Origin of the sequence: Serratia sp. BNK-17, assembly GCF_048684935.1 — a bacterium.
GTDB lineage: Bacteria > Pseudomonadota > Gammaproteobacteria > Enterobacterales > Enterobacteriaceae > Serratia > Serratia nematodiphila.
The window spans coordinates 1,389,741-1,408,858 of record NZ_JBLQTR010000001.1 but is presented as its reverse complement, the minus strand read 5'-3'; the positions used below and the strand labels follow the sequence as shown (position 1 = coordinate 1,408,858).

Here is a 19,118-nt window from a genome sequence, read left to right as displayed (position 1 = left end):
GAGTTAGGCATGCTCACCTACGCTATTCGCAAAACCACGCTGTGCGTCGCATTGACCCTGGCGGTCAGCGCCCAGGCGCTGGCGGCGACAGAAATCCCGTTCTGGCATTCGATGGAAGGCGAACTGGGTAAAGAAGTGGACTCTCTGGCGGATCGCTTCAACCAGTCGCACAGCGACGTCAAGATTGTGCCGGTTTATAAAGGCAACTACGAACAGAGCCTGGCGGCGGGTATCGCCGCTTACCGCTCCGGCAAGGCGCCGGCGATCTTGCAGGTTTACGAAGTGGGCACCGCCACCATGATGGCCAGCAAAGCCATCAAGCCGGTCTACGAAGTGTTTAAAGAGGCCGGCATCAACTTCGACGAATCGGTGTTCGTGCCGACGGTGGCCGGCTATTACACCGACAACAAGAGCGGGCATCTGCTGTCGCAGCCGTTCAACAGCTCCACGCCGGTGCTGTACTACAACAAAGACGCCTTCAAAAAGGCCGGCCTGAACCCGGATCAGCCGCCGAAAACCTGGCAGGAACTGGCGGCGGATACCGCCAAGCTGCGCGAAGCCGGCATGAAGTGCGGTTACGCCAGCGGCTGGCAGGGTTGGATCCAACTGGAGAACTTCAGCGCCTGGCACGGCGTGCCGTTCGCCAGTGAAAACAACGGTTTCGGCGGCACCAGTGCCAAGCTGGAGTTCAACCAACCGCTGCAGGTCAAGCATATCGCGCTGCTCGAAGCGATGAACAAGAAGGGTGATTTCACCTACTTCGGCCGCAAAGACGAATCCACCGAGAAGTTCTACAACGGCGATTGCGCCATCACCACCGCCTCATCCGGTTCGCTGGCGGACATCAAGCACTATGCCAAATTCAACTACGGCGTCGGCATGATGCCGTACGACGCTGACGCGAAAAATGCGCCGCAGAACGCCATCATTGGCGGGGCCAGCCTGTGGGTGATGAACGGCAAAGACGCCGCCACCTACAAGGGCGTAGCCGAATTCCTGCAGTACCTGGCGCAGCCGGAAATCGCCGCCGAATGGCACCAGAAGACCGGCTATCTGCCGATCACCACCGCGGCTTACGATCTGACCAAGCAGCAGGGCTTCTACGACAAGAACCCGGGCGCCGACGTCGCCACTCGCCAGATGCTGAACAAGCCGCCGTTGCCGTTCACCAAGGGCCTGCGTCTGGGCAACATGCCGCAGATCCGCAGCGTGGTGGATGAGGAGCTGGAAGGCGTGTGGACCGGCAAGAAAACGCCTCAGCAGGCGTTGGACGCCGCCGTGCAGCGCGGTGACGTACTGCTGCGTCGCTTCGAAGCATCAACCAAATAACCCTGCGTCGCGGGCCCGGCGGACCGGGCTCGCGTCTTCACGCCGATCCTTCCGTGCCCGATTAATGGTTTAACTGCTATGTCATCTTCCCGTCCCGGTTTCGGCTGCAGCTGGTTGCCCTATGCATTGGTGCTGCCGCAGCTGCTGATTACCGCCGTCTTCTTTTTATGGCCCGCCGGCGAGGCGCTGTGGTATTCGGTGCAGAGTCTCGATCCGTTCGGCCTGTCCAGCCAGTTTGTCGGGCTGGATAACTTTAAGCAGCTGTTCCAGGATCCTTACTACCTCGACTCGTTCTACACCACGCTGATCTTCAGCTTCCTGGTGGCGGGCATCGGGCTGGCGGTCTCGCTGTTCTTCGCTGCGCTGGTGGACTACGTGCTGCGCGGCAGCCGCCTCTATCGCACGCTGATGATCCTGCCCTACGCGGTGGCGCCGGCGGTGGCGGCGGTGCTGTGGATCTTTCTGTTCAACCCCGGTCTCGGGTTGATCACCCACTTCCTCAATGGGTTGGGCTATAACTGGAACCATGCGCAAAACAGCGGCCAGGCGATGTTCCTGGTGGTGCTGGCCTCGGTATGGCAGCAGATAAGCTATAACTTCCTGTTTTTCCTCGCGGCGCTGCAGTCGATCCCGCGTTCGCTGGTGGAGGCGGCGGCCATCGACGGCGCCGGCCCGGTACGCCGCTTCTTCCATCTGGTGCTGCCGCTGATCGCGCCGGTGAGCTTCTTCCTGCTGGTGGTCAATCTGGTGTACGCCTTCTTCGATACCTTCCCGGTGATCGACGCCGCCACCGGCGGCGGGCCGGTGCAGTCCACCACCACGTTGATCTACAAGATCTACCGCGAAGGCTTCGCCGGATTGGATCTCTCCAGTTCCGCCGCGCAGTCGGTGATCCTGATGCTGCTGGTGATCGGCCTGACGGTGATCCAGTTCCGCTTCGTTGAACGTAAGGTGCGCTACCAATGATTGAGAATCGACGCGGGCTGGACATCTTCAGCCATGTGATGCTGATTATCGGCGTGCTGGTGGTGCTGTTCCCGCTGTACGTGGCCTTTGTCGCCGCCACGCTGGACGACAAACAGGTGTTTCAGGTGCCGATGACGCTGGTGCCCGGCGGCCACCTGTGGGAGAACATCCGCAATATCTGGCAGGGCGGCGTGGGCAACCTCAAAGTGCCGTTCTCGCTGCTGCTGCTGAACAGCGTGATCATGGCGCTGGCGATCACCTGCGGCAAGATCGCGGTGTCGGTGCTGTCGGCTTACGCCATCGTATATTTCCGTTTCCCGCTGCGCAGCCTGTTCTTCTGGCTGATTTTCCTCACCCTGATGCTGCCGGTGGAGGTGCGCATTTTCCCGACGGTGGAGGTGATCTCCAACCTCAACCTGCTGGACAGTTACACCGGCCTGACGCTGCCGCTGATGGCCTCGGCCACCGCCACCTTCCTGCTGCGCCAGTTCTTCATGACGCTGCCGGATGAGCTGCTGGAGGCGGCGCGCATCGACGGCGCCGGGCCGATGCGTTTCTTCTGGGACATCGTGCTGCCGCTGTCGAAAACCAATCTGGCGGCGCTGTTCGTCATCACCTTTATCTACGGCTGGAACCAATATCTGTGGCCGATCCTGATCACCAGCGACGCCTCGATGGGCACCGCGGTAGCGGGCATCAAGAGCATGATCTCCACTTCCGGCGCGCCGACCCAGTGGAACCAGGTGATGGCGGCGATGATTCTGACTTTATTGCCACCGCTGGCGGTGGTGCTTCTGATGCAGCGCTGGTTTGTGCGCGGTCTGGTTGATAGCGAGAAATAACGACGATGGCAGGATTAAAACTACAGGCGGTCACCAAGTCTTACGACGGTAAAACGCCGGTGATCAAACAGATAGACCTCGACGTGGCGGACGGCGAATTCATCGTGATGGTCGGCCCGTCCGGCTGCGGCAAATCCACGCTGCTGCGGATGGTGGCCGGGCTGGAGCGCACCACCAGCGGCGATATTTATATCGATACCCGGCGCGTGACCGATCTGGAGCCCAAGGATCGCGGCATCGCGATGGTGTTCCAGAACTACGCGCTCTATCCGCACATGAGCGTGTACGACAACATGGCTTACGGCCTCAAGATCCGCGGTTTCGGCAAGGAGCATATCCGCCAGCGGGTGGAGGAAGCGGCGCGCATCCTGGAGCTGGAGCCGCTGCTCAAGCGCAAACCGCGCGAACTTTCCGGCGGCCAGCGCCAGCGGGTGGCGATGGGGCGCGCCATCGTGCGCGAACCGGCGGTGTTCCTGTTCGATGAGCCGCTGTCCAACCTGGACGCCAAGCTGCGGGTGCAGATGCGCCTGGAGCTGCAACAGCTGCACCGACGCCTGAAAACCACCAGCCTGTACGTGACCCACGATCAGGTGGAGGCGATGACGCTGGCGCAGAGGGTGATCGTGATGAATAAGGGCGTGGCGGAGCAGATCGGCACGCCGAGCGAAGTATACCAACGGCCGGCTTCGCTGTTCGTCGCCGGCTTTATCGGCTCGCCGGCGATGAATTTGCTGCCCGGCACCCTGAGCGCCGACGGTAGCCAGCTGCTGCTGGCGGACGGCATGGCGCTGCCGTTGCCGGCGGCCAAGCCGCAGTGGGCGGGGCGGCCGTTGACGCTGGGCATTCGGCCGGAGCATATTCAACTGGTGGCGCAAGGCCAGGGCGTGCCGCTGCAGCTGCAGACGCTGGAACTGCTGGGGGCCGACAATTTGGCGCACGGCCAGTGGGGCGGCCACGGAGTGATAGCGCGGCTGTCGCATGAAACCTTGCCGACGGCGGGCAGTACGCTATATTTGCAGCTGCCTGCTCAGGCGCTGCACTTTTTTGACACCCACAGCGGATTACGGATGGATTGATGACGAGACCCTGGCCTTACCCTCATATTGTCGCCCACCGCGGCGGCGGTTCTCTGGCGCCGGAAAACACCCTGGCGGCGATCGACGTCGGCGCGCGCCACGGCCACAAGATGATCGAGTTCGACGCCAAGCTGGCGCAGGACGGGCAAATTTTCCTGCTGCACGACGACACGCTGGATCGCACCAGCAACGGTTGGGGCGTGGCGGGTGAGCTGCCGTGGGACAAACTGGTGCAGCTGGACGCCGGCAACTGGTACAGCTCGGCCTTCAAGGGCGAGCGGCTGCCGCTGCTGTCGGAGGTGGCGGAACGCTGCCGGGAACACGGCCTGATGGCCAATATCGAGATCAAACCGACCACCGGCAGCGACGATGAAACTGGCCGGGTGGTGGCGCTGGCGGCGCGGCTGCTGTGGCAAGGGCAGACCGACCCGCTGCTCTCCTCCTTCTCGGTGGAAGCGCTGGCGGCGGCGCAACGCACCGTGCCGGATTTGCCGCGCGGTTTGCTGCTGGAGGACTGGGACGACAACTGGCGCGAGCTGACCGAACGTCTGGACTGCGTCTCGCTGCATATCGACCACAAGGCGCTGACTGCCGAGCGGGTGAAAGCGTTGAAAGACGCCGGTCTGCGCATTCTGGTGTATACCGTTAACCAGCCGGATCGCGCGCGCCTGCTGCTCGACTGGGGCGTTGACTGCATTTGCACCGACCGGATAGATTTGATTGGCTCGGAGTTCTAATCCGGCGCCGATGAATCCTGCGACGACAAGCCTTGCCGCCGCACCACCGGAAGGAATGCGATGCCTGGCTTTATCCTGTCACTGTGGCACCAGATGGTGCTGTCATTACCGCTGTTCGTCCTGATCGCGTTGGGTTATGGGCTGATTCGCTGGGGGAAATGGCCCTCCAGCATCACCGATGGCCTGACGCGCTTTGTGTTTTCCCTCGCCTTGCCCGCCATGCTGTTTCGCATGATGTGCGACTTCTCGCAGCGCCCGGCGGTCGACGCCCGGCTGCTGATCGCGTTCTTCGGCAGTTGCCTGATCGTGTTCGTGCTCGGCCGTCTCGTCGCCCGGCACCTTTTCCGGCTGGATGGCGTCGCCGGGTCGGTGTTTGCGCTGGGTGGTATTTTCTCCAATAACGTGATGCTCGGTTTACCGATCGCCAGCGTGATGCTGGGGGAGGCGGCGATCCCGTCGGTGGCGCTGGTGCTGGTGTTCAACGGCCTGATCCTGTGGACGCTGGTCACGGTGTCGATCGAATGGGCGCGCAACGGCTCGCCGACGCTGGGGGGCTTTGCTAAAACCGCGCGCAGCGTGCTGACCAACCCGCTGATCGTCGGCATTTTGTCCGGCACGCTGTTTAGCCTGACCGGCCTGCCGCTGCCGGACTTCGTCGATCGGCCGGTCAGCATGCTCGGCCAGGTGGCGGCGCCGCTGTCGCTGGTGGTGCTTGGCATGGGGCTCGCCGAGTACCGCATCAGCGAAGGCTGGCAACTGAGCAGCGCCATCTGCGTGCTGAAGTTGCTGGTACAGCCGTTGGTGATTTGGCTGCTGGCCTGGATGATGGATCTGCCGCCGATGGAGACCCGCGTGGTGGTGCTGCTGGGCTCAATGGCGGTGGGGGTGAATGTCTACCTGATGTCGCGCCAGTTCAATACGCTCACCGGCCCGGCCGCCACCAGCCTGGTGATGTCCACCGTGCTGGCGGCGATCACCACGCCGCTGATCCTCACCGTTATGGGCGTGCGGGCGTAGCCGGCAGCGGGGCCTGCGGCACCGCCGGCGCGGTGCGGTTGAACGGATCGCGCGGCTGGTTGCCGTTAGGCAGCAGCTGGCCGCCGTTCGGCGTGGTTTGCAACAGCTGTTGCCGTTGATTGTCGAACTGGCGCTGCTGTTGCAGGCGGCGTTGATCCATCTGCCGGTTGTTCAACAAGCGCTGTTGCTGCGCCTGTTGGCTGTTTTGGTTGAGAAGCTGCTGCTGTGAACGCAGATCGGTTACGCCGTTGGCCGCTGCAGCCAGGCCGGGCAGCAACAGCAGAGCGAACAGGATGTGAGACGTTTTCATGATGGTTACCTCGCTTTTTTATTAAGCCTAACCCAGCGGTGAAATTTTGCTGGTAGTTTGTATTTTGTTCAAATGTAAACCGCCTTTTCGCCAACGCGGTGCCCATCTTCCGTTACAATCGCCCTTTCGGTCTTTTTAGGGTGAACCCATCGTGCTGCTTTTGGTTATAACCACCATTCTGTGGGCGTTTTCTTTCAGCCTGATCGGCGAGTATTTGGCGGGTCAGGTCGACAGCGGGTTTTCGGCGCTGGTGCGCATCGGGCTGGCGGCGCTGGTGTTCCTGCCGTTCCTGCGTTGGCGCAATATCAAGCCCAGGGTGATCCTGCTGTATATGCTGGTGGGCGCCTTCCAGCTGGGCATCATGTATCTGTTCAGCTTCCGCGCCTATCTCTACCTGACGGTACCCGAATTCCTGCTGTTCACCGTGTTGACGCCGCTGTACATCACGCTGATCTACGACTTACTGAGCGGCCGACGTTTACGCTGGGGCTATGTGTTCAGCGCGCTGCTGGCGGTGCTGGGCGCGGCGATCATTCGCTATCACCAACTGAGCGAACACTTCTGGTGGGGGCTGCTGTTGGTGCAGGCGGCGAACATCAGCTTCGCCATCGGCATGGTCGGCTATAAGCGCCTGATGGAAGTGCACCCCTTGCCGCAACACACCGCTTTTTCCTGGTTCTACCTGGGGGCGGCGGCGGTGGCGGTGGTGGCCTGGTTCCTGTGGGGCAATCCGCAGCAGCTGCCGACGACCAATCTGCAGTGGGGCGTGCTGATCTGGCTGGGCGTGGTGGCGTCGGGGCTGGGCTATTTCATGTGGAACTACGGCGCGACGCAGGTGGATGCCGGCACACTCGGCATCATGAACAACATGCATGTGCCGGCCGGCTTGCTGGTCAACCTGGCCATCTGGCAGCAACAGCCGCACTGGCCGAGCTTTATCATCGGCGGGGCGGTGATCGTCGCTTCGCTGTGGGTGCACCGCCGCTGGGTGGCGCCGAAACAGCTCGGCTAAACGGGAGGGCGACAGTTTATACGCCGGCCGCCAACGCTTTGGCGCCGGTCGCGCCGGGGCGTGCCGCGTCGCGCACGAACGGCAGATGATCGCAGGCGTGCTGGCGGGCCGAGCGGATAAAGGCTTCGGTCACCGCCTGGCGCTGTTCGCCGTCGCGCACGGCGGCGTACAGGCGGCTCCACAGACCGTCACCCAGGGTTTTGGTCACCACCAGCCCCTGCCGTTCGAAACTCTCCACCACCCAGTGCGGCAGCGCCGCAATCCCCATCCGCGCCGAGACCATCTGGATCAGCAGCAGCGTGTTATCGACGTTCTTCAACGCCGGGTTGACGCCCGCCGGCTGCAGGAAATGCCGCCAGATATCCAGCCGCTGGCGCTGCACCGGGTAAATCAACAGCGTTTCATCGCTCAAGTCTGCCGGCTCGATGTGCGGCTTGCCGGCCAGCGGATGATCCGGCGCCAGCACCAGACGCACCTCGAAATCGAACATCGGCGAATAGTGCAGGCCGCTGCGCGGCAGAATATCCGACGTCATCACCAGATCCAGCTCGCCCTGTTGCAGGGCCGGCTGCGGATCGAAAGTCACGCCGGAGGTGAAGTCCATCACCACCTGCGGGAAACGCTGGCGGAAATTGTCCAGCGCCGGCGTCAGCCACTGAATGCAGCTGTGGCATTCGATGGCGATGCGCAGCGTGGTCTGGTGCGGCTCGTGGCAGGCCTGCAGCGCCTGTGAGATTTGCGGCAGCACCTGTTCCGCCAGCTGCAGCAAGATCTCGCCCTGGGCGGTGAAGCGCAGCGGCTGGCTCTTGCGCACGAACAGCTTGAAGCCCAGACGTTGCTCAAGATCGCTGAACTGGTGCGACAGGGCAGACTGCGTCTGATGAAGTTGGGCCGCCGCCCCCGCCAGCGAACCGCTGCTGCGCAGGGCCTGCAGCGTCCGTAAATGTTTCAGTTCGATCATGAGAGTCCTTCACATTGACAGTGAATAAATTGCGCTTGTGGTTAATACAGTACCTGCTGATTATGGATGTGTAAACATCTGGACGGCTAAATGGGGAATATGACGATGGCAATTTTGAATCACACACTGGGTTTTCCTCGCGTTGGGCTACGACGTGAGCTGAAAAAAGCTCAGGAAAGCTACTGGGCTGGCAACTCAACGCAGGAAGAGCTGTTGGCGGTTGGCCGCGAGCTGCGCGCTCGCCATTGGCAACAGCAACAGCAGGCCGGGGTGGATTTGGTGCCGGTCGGCGATTTCGCCTGGTACGATCATGTGTTGACCACCAGCCTGCTGCTGGGTAACGTGCCGGCGCGCCATCAGAATGCGGATGGCTCGATCGATCTGGACACGCTGTTCCGCATCGGCCGTGGCCGCGCACCGACCGGCGAGCCGGCGGCCGCGGCAGAAATGACCAAATGGTTCAACACCAACTACCACTACATGGTGCCCGAGTTCCAACAAGGCCAGCAGTTCAAGCTGGGCTGGACCCAACTGCTGGATGAAGTGGACGAAGCGCTGGCGCTTGGTCACCGCATCAAACCGGTGCTGCTGGGCCCGGTGACCTATCTGTGGCTGGGTAAAGTGAAGGGCGAGCCGTTCGATCGCCTGTCGCTGCTGAAAGACATTCTGCCGGTTTACCAGCAGGTGCTGGCCGAGCTGGCGAAACGCGGCGTCGAGTGGGTGCAAATTGACGAGCCTGCGCTGGTGCTGGAGCTGCCGCAGGCCTGGCTGGACGCCTTTAAACCAGCTTACGACGCGCTGCAGGGGCAGGTTAAGCTGTTGTTGACCACGTATTTCGACAGCGTCGGCCACAACCTCGATACGGTTCGCACGCTGCCGGTGCAGGGGCTGCACGTCGATCTGGTCGCCGGTCACGACGATATCGCCGCGCTGAGCGCCGCATTGCCGCAAGACTGGCTGCTGTCGCTGGGCGTGATCAACGGCCGCAACGTTTGGCGCGCCGATCTGAGCCGCTGGTTCGAACGTCTTCAGCCGCTGGTGGGCACCCGCCCGTTGTGGATTGGCTCCTCCTGTTCACTGCTGCACAGCCCGATCGACCTGAGCGTGGAAAGCCGTCTGGATGAAGAAGTGAAAAGCTGGTTCGCCTTCGCTCTACAAAAATGCGCCGAGTTGGCGCTGCTGGCTGCGGCGCTGAACGCGCCTGACGCGGCGAAGCAAGCCGAACTGGACGCCTACAGCGCACCGATCCGCGCCCGCCGTCAGTCGAGCCGTGTACACAATGCGCAGGTTGAGCGCCGTCTGGCCGCGATCACTGCGCAGGACAGCGAGCGCCACAGCGCTTACGCCGAGCGCGCCAGGGCGCAGCGCGAACGTTTCAACCTGCCGGCCTGGCCGACCACCACCATCGGTTCGTTCCCGCAAACCACCGAGATCCGCGGCCTGCGCCTGGATTTCAAACAGGGCCGTTTGGACGGCAACAACTACCGCACCAGCATTGGAGAGCACATCAAACAGGCGATCGTTGAGCAGGAGCGCCTCGGGCTGGACGTGCTGGTGCACGGTGAAGCCGAGCGCAACGACATGGTGGAATATTTCGGCGAGAACCTCGACGGCTTCGTGTTTACCCAGAACGGCTGGGTGCAGAGCTACGGCTCCCGCTGCGTGAAGCCGCCGGTGATCATCGGTGACGTCAGCCGCCCGGAAGCCATTACCGTCGAATGGGCCAAATTCGCCCAGTCGTTGACCGACAAGCCGGTGAAAGGCATGTTGACCGGGCCGGTGACCATCCTGTGCTGGTCGTTCCCGCGTGAAGACGTGACCCGCGAAGTGATTGCCAAGCAGATTGCGCTGGCGCTGCGCGACGAGGTGGAAGATCTGGAAAAAGCCGGTATCGGCATCATTCAGATCGACGAACCCGCCCTGCGCGAGGGGCTGCCGCTGCGCCAATCCGACTGGGCCGCCTACCTGAACTGGGCGGTGGACGCCTTCAAACTGAACGCCGCCGTGGCGCAGGATGACACCCAGATCCACACCCACATGTGTTACTGCGAGTTCAACGACATCATGGACTCCATCGCCGCGCTGGACGCCGACGTGATCACCATCGAGACCTCGCGTTCCGATATGGATCTGCTGGAAGCCTTCAAAGAGTTCGAATACCCGAACGAAATCGGGCCGGGCGTCTACGATATCCACTCGCCGAACGTGCCGAGCGTGGAATGGATCGAAGCGCTGCTGCGTAAAGCGGCGCAGAACATCCCGGCGGAACGCCTGTGGGTTAACCCGGACTGCGGCCTGAAAACCCGCGGCTGGCCGGAAACCCGGCAGTCGCTGGCCAACATGGTATTGGCGGCGCAGCGCCTGCGCGAGCAGGCGTGATGGCGTGCGGCGGATGAGCTCCGCCGCTTACAGATTGACTGGTGTGATGATTGGGCGCTTCGGCGCCCTTTTTTATGCGAGGGAGGTTACTTGACGCCGTGCTGGGCGAACCACGCCAGCATACGTTGCCAGCCGTCTTGCGCCGCTTCGGCGTTGTAACTGGGACGATAATCGGCGTTGAACGCATGCCCGACCTCGGGGTACACCACGATTTCGGCCTCGGCGTTGGCGGCGCGTATCGCCTGGCGCATGGTTTCCACCGTCTCCAGCGGAATGCCGCTGTCCTGCCCGCCATACAGCCCCAGTACCGGCGCCGACAGGTGGGTGGCGACATCGACCGGATGCTTCGGTGAATTCAGCGTTTTCTCACCGACCAGTTTGCCGTACCAGGCGACCGCGGCCTTCAACTGCGGGTTGTGCGCCGCGTACAGCCAGGTAATGCGGCCGCCCCAGCAGAAGCCGGTGATCGCCAGCTTGCCGGCGTCGCCGCCGTGGCGGATAGCCCAGTGCGCGGCGTGATCCAGATCCGACAGCACCTGACGATCCGGCACCCTGGTCACCAACTGCTGGAACAGCTCGCCGATATCGCTGTAGTCGTTGGCATCGCCCTGGCGAAAATAGAGCTCAGGCGCGATCGCCAGATAGCCCTGCTTGGCCAGGCGACGGCACAGATCCTGAATGTGCTCATGGACGCCGAAGATTTCCTGCACCACCAGCACGATGGGGAAGGGGCCGCTCTGATCGGCGGGTTTGGCGACGTAGGCCGGCAGCGCGTCGCCCTGAGAAGGGATGGTCGTTTGCCCGGCATGAATGCCCTGTTCGTCGGTGATAATCGCGGAGGCGGCCAACGGCGCGGCGGCCGGGGCGAATCCCCCCTGAGCCTGTTCTAATGTCATCACATGTTCGGTTTTCATTGCGGTCTCCGTGCAATAGAAAAAAGCGCTGAGATTAACTATAGGAAAGATTACCCATTATTGGCGCTGCGTGGCGCACTTTCGGACAAGTCGATAAAAAACGGCTAATTATCTGGCTTTGCGGCATTTTTAAGCGCTTTTTATCATGTTATTACGCGTTTTGGCCCGCGTAAGTGCCATAAGGTGCGTTAGAGGGCTTTTTTGCCCCTAAGCAACCGATAAGATGGAGTTATTTCGGATTGATGAGCTAAATAGTTTCAGCCGGCAACCAACGGGCAGGGAGCTGCAAGGTTTGTCGGCTAGACTGAGGTTTAGCGTTGCGTTCTGGATGCGTTATAGTGTTTTTTTGTGATAAAAATCACAAAAAATATGTAGCATGTAATTTGTTTCTCTTTTCATAGTGACCGTTGTCACGAAATTAAGCGGCGATTTTCAGTAGAGTGCTTTTTTGTTCCTCCCAATAAACATGATCCATGAGGAGTCTCGTATGTCTCAGTCTGACGTTTTTCATCTCGGCCTCACCAAGAACGATTTACAAGGGGCCCAGCTTGCCATCGTGCCGGGCGATCCGCAGCGCGTAGAGAAGATTGCCAAGCTGATGGAAAATCCGGTGCATCTGGCCTCCCATCGTGAATTCACCACCTGGCGCGCAGAGCTGGACGGCAAGGCGGTGATCGTCTGCTCCACCGGTATTGGCGGCCCGTCTACCTCTATCGCGGTGGAAGAGCTGGCGCAGCTGGGCATTCGCACCTTCCTGCGCATCGGCACCACCGGCGCCATTCAGGCCAATATCAACGTCGGTGACGTGCTGGTGACTACGGCGGCGGTACGCCTCGACGGCGCCAGCCTGCACTTTGCGCCGATGGAGTTCCCGGCGGTTGCGGACTTCGCCTGCACCACCGCGCTGGTGGAAGCGGCCAAAGCCAGCGGCGCGACCACCCACATTGGCGTAACCGCCTCTTCCGATACTTTCTACCCGGGCCAGGAACGTTACGACACCTACTCCGGCCGCGTGGTCAGCCGTTTTAAAGGCTCGATGGAAGAGTGGCAGGCGATGGGCGTGATGAACTATGAAATGGAGTCCGCCACGCTGCTGACCATGTGCGCCAGCCAGGGCCTGCGTGCCGGCATGGTGGCTGGGGTGATCGTCAACCGCACCCAGCAAGAGATCCCGAACGCCGAGACCATGAAAAACACCGAAAGCAAAGCGGTGCAGATCGTGGTGGACGCTGCCCGCCGTCTGCTGTAATCGCCTTCCCTCAACGGGCCGCCGCCGCGGCCCGTTTTTCCATTCGCGACTAATCTGTTACGGTGATACTCCTCAGCGCTGCGCCGATGGCCGCCGCGCGTTGTCAGAACAATAACAACGAGGACGTTTATGACCGCCCAGATCCTGCTTCATCCTTCGCTTGCGCCGCTCGACGGCGGCATTAACTTCCGTGACTTCGGCGGCAACGGCGTGGCCGACGGGCGCCGCATCAAGCGCGGCCTGCTGTTTCGCTCCGGTTCCCTCGAGCGGCTGACGGAAAACGACTGCGCCTTTCTCGCCGGCGTGCCGGTGCGTTCGGTGCTGGACTACCGCGATGCCGACGAAGTGCAGGCCAAACCGGATATTCTGTGGAATGGCGCCGACTATCATCACGTGCCGGCCAACCCGCTGAGCAGCGAAGTCAACGCCAACCTGGAGAAGCTCACCAACGAAACGCTGGCCGCTTTCGACGCCCGCGCGTTCATGCTGGAACTGTATCGTCGCCTGCCGTTCGGCAATGCAGCCTATCAGCGGTTGGCGCAGCTGCTGAGCAACCCCGGCGGCGGCGCAATCGTGCAGCACTGCGCAGTCGGCAAGGATCGCACCGGGGTCGGCTCGGCGCTGGTGCTGTTCGCGCTGGGTGCCGACGAAGCGACGGTGCTGGAAGACTATCTGCTGACTGAAACCACGCTGGCCACTTTCCGCGAGCAGATGCTGGATCAGCTCTCTATCAAGCTGAATGCGGCGGCGCTGGAGCAATTCGCCTACGTGCTCAGCGCGCGCGAGGAGTTCCTGATGACGGCGCTGGGCTGCATCCGCCAACAATACGGCTCCACCGACCGCTGGCTGGAAGCGGAATACGGTCTGGGCGCGGCCCAGCGCGAAGCGCTGCAGGCGTTCTACCTCGAGTAAATCGCCGCGTGTTTAACCGGGGTTTAACTCGCCCCAGCTTATCCTAGGCGGCGAACCATCGCGTATCAGGAGCCCCGTATTGAGCCTCAATGACGTTATCAACTGGGTCAGCGACGTCGTGCGTCAGCACGAAGGCTGGGCCATTCCCATCATCTTCTTCCTGGCGTTCGGCGAGTCGCTGGCGTTTTTGTCGCTGCTGCTGCCGGCCACGGTGATCCTGCTGGCGCTGGGCGCGCTGATCGGCGAAAGCGGCATCGCCTTTTGGCCGATTTGGGCCGCCGCCGCCGCCGGGGCGTTTTTCGGCGACTGGCTCTCTTACTGGATCGGCTATCACTATCAGGATCGCGTGGCCCATATGTGGCCGCTGTCGCGCAATCCGCAGCTGCTGGCGCGCGGCCACGCCTTCTTTGAACGCTGGGGCGTGCTGGGCATTTTCATCGGCCGCTTCTTCGGCCCGCTGCGCGCCGTGGTGCCGTTGGTGGGCGGCATTTGCGGCATGCCGCAGCGCTATTTCCAACTGGCCAACGTCACGTCGGCGATGATCTGGGCGTTCGGCATTCTGGCGCCGGGGGCGTTCGGCATCAAGTGGCTCAGCCAGTGGCTGGGTTGATTTCTCGCTAAATTGCGCAGCGCCGCGCAATATTGTGCGCGGCCGGCAAAATCAGGCTGGACATCCATACAGCCTCCCCTTAACGTGACGGGCAATGGGCGTGCAAAACGCCGCAACGGCAAGGTGCAACAGGAGGCAGGGTGGATACCAGTCTGATTTATGGGATTGGCGGCGTAGCGATCGGCATGCTGTTGGGGTGGCTGATCGCCAGTCTGCGGGTGCAGCAGACGCATGCGCAACATGAAACCGAGCTGCGGTTGCTGGAGCAAGCGTTGCAGCAGGCGCAGCAGGAAACGGCGGCGCGACAGGAAACGCTGCAGCGCCACGAGCAGCAGTTGCGCCAGAGCGAGCTGGAGCTGCGCAATCTGCACAGCCAACTGGCGGCCGGACATGAGAAGCTGCAACAGCTCAACCATTGGCGCAACGAATGCGAGCTGCTCAATCAGGAGCTGCGCGCCCAGCGCGAGGTTAACAGCGCGCAGGAAGCCGAACTGCGCGAAGTCACCATCCGTCTGGAAGAGACGCGTATGGCGGCGGAGGAGAAGCAGCGCCTGCTTATCAACAGCGAACAGCGGCTCACCACCCAGTTTGAAAATCTCGCCAACCGCATTTTTGAACACAGCGGCCGCAAGGTTGACGAGCAAAATAAGCAAAGTTTGGATCGTTTACTGCTGCCGCTGCGCGAACAGCTGGACGGTTTCCGCCGGCAGGTGCAGGACAGCTTTGGCCAGGAGGCGCGGGAGCGCCATACGCTGACGCACGAGATACGCAATCTGCAGCAGTTGAACGCGCAGATGGCGCGCGAGGCGATCAACCTCACCAAGGCGCTGAAAGGCGACAACAAAACGCAGGGCAACTGGGGCGAGGTGGTGCTGAGCCGGGTGCTGGAGGCTTCCGGCCTGCGCGAAGGGCATGAGTATGAAACGCAGGTCAACGTGCGGGTGGATCATCAGAGCCGCATGCAGCCCGATGTGATCGTGCGCCTGCCGCAGGGTAAGGATGTGGTGATTGACGCCAAGATGTCGCTGATCGCCTACGAGCGCTATTTCAACGGCGAGGATGAGGCGGAGCGCGAAGCGGCGCTGAGCGAACATATCGCCTCGCTGCGCGGCCACATCCGCATGCTGGGCCGCAAGGACTATCAGCAGCTGCCGGGGCTGCGTTCGCTGGATTATGTGCTGATGTTCATTCCGGTCGAGCCCGCCTTCCTGCTGGCTATCGATCGCGAGCCGGAGCTGATCAGCGAAGCGCTTAAGCACAACATCATGCTGGTCAGCCCGACCACGTTGCTGGTGGCGCTGCGTACCATCACCAACCTGTGGCGCTATGAGCATCAGAGCCAGAACGCCCAGCGCATCGCCGATCGCGCGGCGAAACTGTATGACAAGATGCGGCTGTTCGTGGACGATATGTCCGCTCTGGGGCAGAGCCTGGACAAGGCGCAGGGCAGTTATCGTCAGGCGATGAACAAACTGAGCGAAGGCCGTGGTAATCTTATCGGCCAAATTGAAGGTTTCCGCGCGTTGGGGGTTGAGGTCAAACGGCCGATAAACCCGCTGCTGGCGCAGCAAGCCGGCGCGCAACACGATGAAGCGGAAGAGGCGAACGACGATGATGTCGCCGCGCTGCCGCAGACGAACGACGATGACGATACCGCCGGGGAACCGGGCTTCGTTTCGCACGGCTGAGGCCGTGGCGAGGTGGGGTATTCACCGGGCTTCTGGTACACTCATCCACACAAAATTGACTGAATAGCAGGCAGGACAATGGCAGATCAATCGCAGGAAACCACCGATTTCGGTTTTCGCACCGTCGCTAGAGACGAAAAACAGGCCATGGTGGCGGACGTTTTCCATTCGGTAGCGGCAAAGTATGACGTGATGAACGACCTGATGTCGTTCGGTATTCACCGTATCTGGAAGCGTTTCACCATTGACTGCAGCGGCGTGCGCCGCGGGCAGCGCGTGCTGGATCTGGCCGGCGGTACCGGCGACCTGGCCGCCAAGTTCTCCCGCATGGTGGGCGAGCAGGGGCAGGTGGTGCTGGCGGACATCAACGATTCGATGCTCAAGATGGGGCGCGAGAAGCTGCGCGATCGCGGCATCGTCGGCAACATCAATTACGTGCAGGCCAACGCCGAAGCGCTGCCGTTCCCGGACAATTACTTCGATTGCATCACCATCTCCTTTGGCCTGCGTAACGTCACCGACAAAGACAAAGCGCTGCGCTCGATGTTCCGCGTGCTGAAGCCGGGCGGCCGTCTGCTGGTGCTGGAATTCTCCAAGCCGCTGCTGGCGCCGCTGAGCAAAGCCTATGACGCCTACTCTTTCCACGTGCTGCCGAAGATCGGCGAGCTGGTGGTGAAAGATCCGGACAGCTACCGCTACCTGGCGGAATCGATCCGCATGCACCCCGATCAGGAAACCCTGAAGGGCATGATGGGCAACGCCGGTTTTGAAAACGTCACCTATTTCAACCTGACCGGTGGGATTGTCGCCCTGCATCGCGGCTTCAAGTTCTGAGAGGGAGATGCCGATGCTGTTTACCCCTCTGCTGACCGGCGCGCTGGAAACCTCGCTGAACAACCTGCTGTTTCGCGATCGCAGCATGAAAGCCGCCCGCCAACGCCTGGCGGGCAAGGTGCTGCGCATCGAACTGGAAGAGTTGGCTTCGCCGCTGGTGCTGGTGTTCAGCGAACTGCGCGTGGATGTGCTGGGGCAGTCTGAAGACAGCGCCGATTGCACCGTGCGTAGCCGCATTCCCTCCTTGCTGAAGCTGCGCGATCGCCAGCAGTTGCCGGTGCTGATGCGCAGCGGCGAATTGACGGTGGAAGGCGATATTCAGGTGGTGCAACAGCTGGTTGGCCTGCTCGATCTGGCGGAGTGGGATCCGGCGGAGTGGCTGGCGCCCTACATCGGCGATATCGCCGCCCAAGGCATTACACAGGCGCTGGGAAAAGGCGCCTCGCTGCTGAAAGCCGGCTTTATGCGCCGGCAGCAAGACATGGCTGAGGCGTTGACAGAAGAGTGGCGCCTGGCGCCGGGGCCGCTGGAAGTGGTGTGGTTCAACGAAGAAGTTGACGCACTCGCCCGCAGCGCGGAAGCGCTGATTGCCCGTATGGACAAGTTGGAGGGCAAGCGATGACCCCAGGCGAACTGCGCCGTTTGTATTTTATCGTCCGCGTTTTTCTCAGCTATGGGCTGGATGAGCTGATCCCTAAAATGCGGTTGACGCTGCCGCTGCGCTTTGGCCGCCGGCTGCTGTTCTGGATGCCGAATCGGCACAAGGATAAACCGCTGGGTGAACGTCTGCGGCTGGCGCTGCAGGAATTGGGGCCGGTCTGGATCAAGTTCGGCCAAATGATGTCGACCCGTCGCGATCTGTTTCCGCCGCACATTGCCGATCAGCTGACGCTGCTGCAGGATCGGGTGGCACCTTTCGATGGCGCGTTGGCGCGTAAGCATATCGAGCTGGCGATGGGCGGCCCGCTGGAGACCTGGTTCGATGACTTCGATCAGCAGCCGCTGGCCTCTGCCTCGATCGCGCAGGTGCATACCGCGCGGTTGAAAACCACCGGCCAGGAAGTGGTGCTGAAGGTGATCCGGCCGGATATCGGGCCGATCATCAAGGCCGACGTGCGTCTGATGTACCGGTTGGCAGGCTGGGTGCCGAAGCTGTTGCCGGACGGCCGCCGTCTGCGCCCGCGCGAAGTGGTACGCGAGTATGAGAAAACTCTACTGGACGAATTGAACCTGCTGCGCGAAGCGGCTAACGCCATTCAGCTGCGCCGCAATTTCGACGGCAGCCCAATGCTGTACGTACCGGAAGTTTATTCCGACTACTGCCGCGAAAGCGTATTGGTGATGGAGCGCATTTACGGCATTCCGGTCTCGGACATCGCCACGCTGGAACAGCAGGGCACCAACATGAAACTGTTGGCGGAACGTGGCGTCCAGGTGTTCTTTACCCAGGTCTTCCGCGACAGCTTCTTCCATGCGGACATGCATCCCGGTAATATTTTCGTCAGCTACGAACATCCGGAAGATCCTTGCTACATTGGCATCGACTGCGGCATCGTCGGTTCGCTGAACAAGGATGATAAACGCTACCTGGCGGAAAACTTCATCGCCTTCTTCAACCGCGATTACCGCAAGGTGGCGGAACTGCACGTCGACTCCGGGTGGGTGCCGCGCGACACCAACGTGGAAGACTTCGAATTCGCCATCCGCACCGTGTGCGAGCCGATTTTCGAGAAGCCGCTGGCGGAGATTTCCTTCGGCAACGTGCTGCTGAACCTGTTCAACACCGCGCGACGCTTCAATATGGAAGTGCAGCCGCAGCTGGTGTTATTGCAGAAGACCTTGCTGTATGTTGAAGGACTGGGGCGTCAGCTCTATCCGCAGCTGGATCTGTGGACCACCGCCAAGCCGTTCCTCGAGAGCTGGCTGCGCGATCAGGTCGGCATTCCCGCCGTGGTGCGTGCGCTGAAAGAGAAAGCGCCGTTCTGGGCGGAGAAGCTGCCGGAACTGCCCGAGCTGTTTTACGACAGCTTGCAGCAGCATAAACTGTTGCAACAAAGCGTTGATAAGCTGACCAACCAGATGCAGGCTCAGCGGGTTCGTCAGGGGCAGTCACGTTATTTGTTCGGCGTTGGCGCTACACTGTTGGTAAGCGGCACGCTGTTGCTGCTGGGGCAAATCGAGGTGTTTCCCGCCTGGATGATGGCCGCCGGCATCGTATGCTGGGTGATTGGCTGGAAGCGAACCACCTGATTTAATTCGTTACTCTGGTAAAGTCGGCTCTA

Annotated in this window: 18 protein-coding genes; 15 read left to right on the top strand and 3 right to left on the bottom strand. The window is 61.4% G+C overall.

The features are described from left to right. Positions 1-9 precede the first annotated feature (9 nt). The 6 genes from ugpB (at position 10) to ACMGF7_RS06750 (ending at position 5,967) form a co-directional block, all read left to right on the top strand. Positions 10-1,329, top strand: a complete 1,320-nt coding sequence (gene ugpB / locus ACMGF7_RS06775) for a sn-glycerol-3-phosphate ABC transporter substrate-binding protein UgpB (protein ID WP_004934396.1) — start codon at positions 10-12, stop codon at positions 1,327-1,329. A gap of 78 nt (positions 1,330-1,407) precedes the next feature. Further along, the gene (ugpA, locus tag ACMGF7_RS06770) at positions 1,408-2,295 is read left to right on the top strand and encodes a sn-glycerol-3-phosphate ABC transporter permease UgpA (RefSeq protein WP_015376293.1); all 888 of its coding nucleotides are present in this window, start codon (positions 1,408-1,410) and stop codon (positions 2,293-2,295) included. Beyond that, the gene (ugpE, locus tag ACMGF7_RS06765; RefSeq protein WP_004934403.1) at positions 2,292-3,137 is read left to right on the top strand and encodes a sn-glycerol-3-phosphate ABC transporter permease UgpE; all 846 of its coding nucleotides are present in this window, start codon (positions 2,292-2,294) and stop codon (positions 3,135-3,137) included. The genes ugpA and ugpE overlap by 4 nt, the downstream gene beginning before the upstream one ends. 5 nt (positions 3,138-3,142) lie before the next feature. Then, entirely contained in the window at positions 3,143-4,213 is a 1,071-nt protein-coding gene (locus tag ACMGF7_RS06760) for a sn-glycerol-3-phosphate import ATP-binding protein UgpC (protein WP_015376294.1), read from the top strand. Beyond that, a complete protein-coding gene (gene ugpQ / locus ACMGF7_RS06755; RefSeq protein WP_004934408.1) occupies positions 4,213-4,950 on the top strand; it encodes a glycerophosphodiester phosphodiesterase in 738 nt (245 codons plus the stop codon). The genes ACMGF7_RS06760 and ugpQ overlap by 1 nt, the downstream gene beginning before the upstream one ends. Positions 4,951-5,010: 60 nt before the next feature. After that, complete coding sequence (locus ACMGF7_RS06750) at positions 5,011-5,967, top strand: AEC family transporter (RefSeq protein ID WP_197763968.1); 957 nt, start codon at positions 5,011-5,013, stop codon at positions 5,965-5,967. Here ACMGF7_RS06750 and ACMGF7_RS06745 read toward each other — a convergent pair. After that, positions 5,948-6,277 (bottom strand): hypothetical protein, encoded by a 330-nt coding sequence (locus ACMGF7_RS06745; RefSeq protein WP_016929457.1) that lies wholly within the window; start codon positions 6,275-6,277, stop codon positions 5,948-5,950. The two genes, ACMGF7_RS06750 and ACMGF7_RS06745, sit on opposite strands and share 20 nt — an antisense overlap. A gap of 151 nt (positions 6,278-6,428) precedes the next feature. Here ACMGF7_RS06745 and ACMGF7_RS06740 point away from each other — a divergent pair, with 151 nt between their 5' ends. Then, the gene (locus ACMGF7_RS06740; RefSeq protein ID WP_004934420.1) at positions 6,429-7,289 is read left to right on the top strand and encodes a carboxylate/amino acid/amine transporter; all 861 of its coding nucleotides are present in this window, start codon (positions 6,429-6,431) and stop codon (positions 7,287-7,289) included. Between the two features lie 16 nt (positions 7,290-7,305). Here the strand turns inward: ACMGF7_RS06740 and metR are convergent, their stop codons facing one another. Continuing rightward, positions 7,306-8,250 carry an HTH-type transcriptional regulator MetR gene (metR, locus tag ACMGF7_RS06735; protein WP_015376299.1) on the bottom strand — a complete coding sequence of 315 codons (945 nt, stop codon included), beginning with the start codon at positions 8,248-8,250 and terminating at the stop codon, positions 7,306-7,308. A 90-nt stretch (positions 8,251-8,340) separates the two neighbouring features. On the opposite strand from metR, the gene metE reads away from it, so the two are divergent. Continuing rightward, the gene (metE, locus tag ACMGF7_RS06730; RefSeq protein ID WP_164095918.1) at positions 8,341-10,629 is read left to right on the top strand and encodes a 5-methyltetrahydropteroyltriglutamate--homocysteine S-methyltransferase; all 2,289 of its coding nucleotides are present in this window, start codon (positions 8,341-8,343) and stop codon (positions 10,627-10,629) included. 86 nt (positions 10,630-10,715) lie between these two features. On the opposite strand, the gene ACMGF7_RS06725 is transcribed toward metE, so the two are convergent. Further along, positions 10,716-11,543: a dienelactone hydrolase family protein gene (locus ACMGF7_RS06725; protein WP_004934429.1), complete on the bottom strand. Its 828-nt coding sequence runs from the start codon at positions 11,541-11,543 to the stop codon at positions 10,716-10,718. Positions 11,544-12,030: 487 nt separating this feature from the next. Between ACMGF7_RS06725 and udp the strand changes: the two genes are divergently transcribed. From udp to ubiB, 7 genes are all read left to right on the top strand, one after another. Continuing rightward, positions 12,031-12,792: a uridine phosphorylase gene (udp, locus tag ACMGF7_RS06720; protein WP_004934432.1), complete on the top strand. Its 762-nt coding sequence runs from the start codon at positions 12,031-12,033 to the stop codon at positions 12,790-12,792. 129 nt (positions 12,793-12,921) lie between these two features. Next, positions 12,922-13,704 (top strand): tyrosine-protein phosphatase, encoded by a 783-nt coding sequence (locus ACMGF7_RS06715; protein ID WP_004934435.1) that lies wholly within the window; start codon positions 12,922-12,924, stop codon positions 13,702-13,704. Between the two features lie 79 nt (positions 13,705-13,783). Further along, positions 13,784-14,314 (top strand): DedA family protein, encoded by a 531-nt coding sequence (locus ACMGF7_RS06710; protein ID WP_004934438.1) that lies wholly within the window; start codon positions 13,784-13,786, stop codon positions 14,312-14,314. Positions 14,315-14,454: 140 nt separating this feature from the next. Continuing rightward, the gene (rmuC, locus tag ACMGF7_RS06705) at positions 14,455-16,002 is read left to right on the top strand and encodes a DNA recombination protein RmuC (RefSeq protein WP_049241614.1); all 1,548 of its coding nucleotides are present in this window, start codon (positions 14,455-14,457) and stop codon (positions 16,000-16,002) included. Positions 16,003-16,080: 78 nt separating this feature from the next. Then, a complete protein-coding gene (gene ubiE, locus ACMGF7_RS06700) occupies positions 16,081-16,836 on the top strand; it encodes a bifunctional demethylmenaquinone methyltransferase/2-methoxy-6-polyprenyl-1,4-benzoquinol methylase UbiE (RefSeq protein ID WP_004934443.1) in 756 nt (251 codons plus the stop codon). 13 nt (positions 16,837-16,849) lie between these two features. Beyond that, the gene (gene ubiJ, locus ACMGF7_RS06695; protein ID WP_015376304.1) at positions 16,850-17,458 is read left to right on the top strand and encodes a ubiquinone biosynthesis protein UbiJ; all 609 of its coding nucleotides are present in this window, start codon (positions 16,850-16,852) and stop codon (positions 17,456-17,458) included. Continuing rightward, positions 17,455-19,086 carry a ubiquinone biosynthesis regulatory protein kinase UbiB gene (gene ubiB, locus ACMGF7_RS06690; protein ID WP_004934451.1) on the top strand — a complete coding sequence of 544 codons (1,632 nt, stop codon included), beginning with the start codon at positions 17,455-17,457 and terminating at the stop codon, positions 19,084-19,086. The genes ubiJ and ubiB overlap by 4 nt, the downstream gene beginning before the upstream one ends. Positions 19,087-19,118 lie beyond the last annotated feature (32 nt).

Coding starts and splice junctions, on each gene's coding strand:
- ubiB (WP_004934451.1), top strand. CDS start 17,455: ATGACCCCAGGCGAACTGCGCCGTTTGTATTTTATCGTCCGCGTTTTT.
- metR (WP_015376299.1), bottom strand. CDS start 8,250: ATGATCGAACTGAAACATTTACGGACGCTGCAGGCCCTGCGCAGCAGC.
- ubiJ (WP_015376304.1), top strand. CDS start 16,850: ATGCTGTTTACCCCTCTGCTGACCGGCGCGCTGGAAACCTCGCTGAAC.
- ACMGF7_RS06715 (WP_004934435.1), top strand. CDS start 12,922: ATGACCGCCCAGATCCTGCTTCATCCTTCGCTTGCGCCGCTCGACGGC.
- ugpE (WP_004934403.1), top strand. CDS start 2,292: ATGATTGAGAATCGACGCGGGCTGGACATCTTCAGCCATGTGATGCTG.
- ugpB (WP_004934396.1), top strand. CDS start 10: ATGCTCACCTACGCTATTCGCAAAACCACGCTGTGCGTCGCATTGACC.
- ugpQ (WP_004934408.1), top strand. CDS start 4,213: ATGACGAGACCCTGGCCTTACCCTCATATTGTCGCCCACCGCGGCGGC.
- metE (WP_164095918.1), top strand. CDS start 8,341: ATGGGGAATATGACGATGGCAATTTTGAATCACACACTGGGTTTTCCT.
- ugpA (WP_015376293.1), top strand. CDS start 1,408: ATGTCATCTTCCCGTCCCGGTTTCGGCTGCAGCTGGTTGCCCTATGCA.
- ACMGF7_RS06725 (WP_004934429.1), bottom strand. CDS start 11,543: ATGAAAACCGAACATGTGATGACATTAGAACAGGCTCAGGGGGGATTC.
- ACMGF7_RS06750 (WP_197763968.1), top strand. CDS start 5,011: ATGCCTGGCTTTATCCTGTCACTGTGGCACCAGATGGTGCTGTCATTA.
- udp (WP_004934432.1), top strand. CDS start 12,031: ATGTCTCAGTCTGACGTTTTTCATCTCGGCCTCACCAAGAACGATTTA.
- ACMGF7_RS06745 (WP_016929457.1), bottom strand. CDS start 6,277: ATGAAAACGTCTCACATCCTGTTCGCTCTGCTGTTGCTGCCCGGCCTG.
- ubiE (WP_004934443.1), top strand. CDS start 16,081: ATGGCAGATCAATCGCAGGAAACCACCGATTTCGGTTTTCGCACCGTC.
- ACMGF7_RS06760 (WP_015376294.1), top strand. CDS start 3,143: ATGGCAGGATTAAAACTACAGGCGGTCACCAAGTCTTACGACGGTAAA.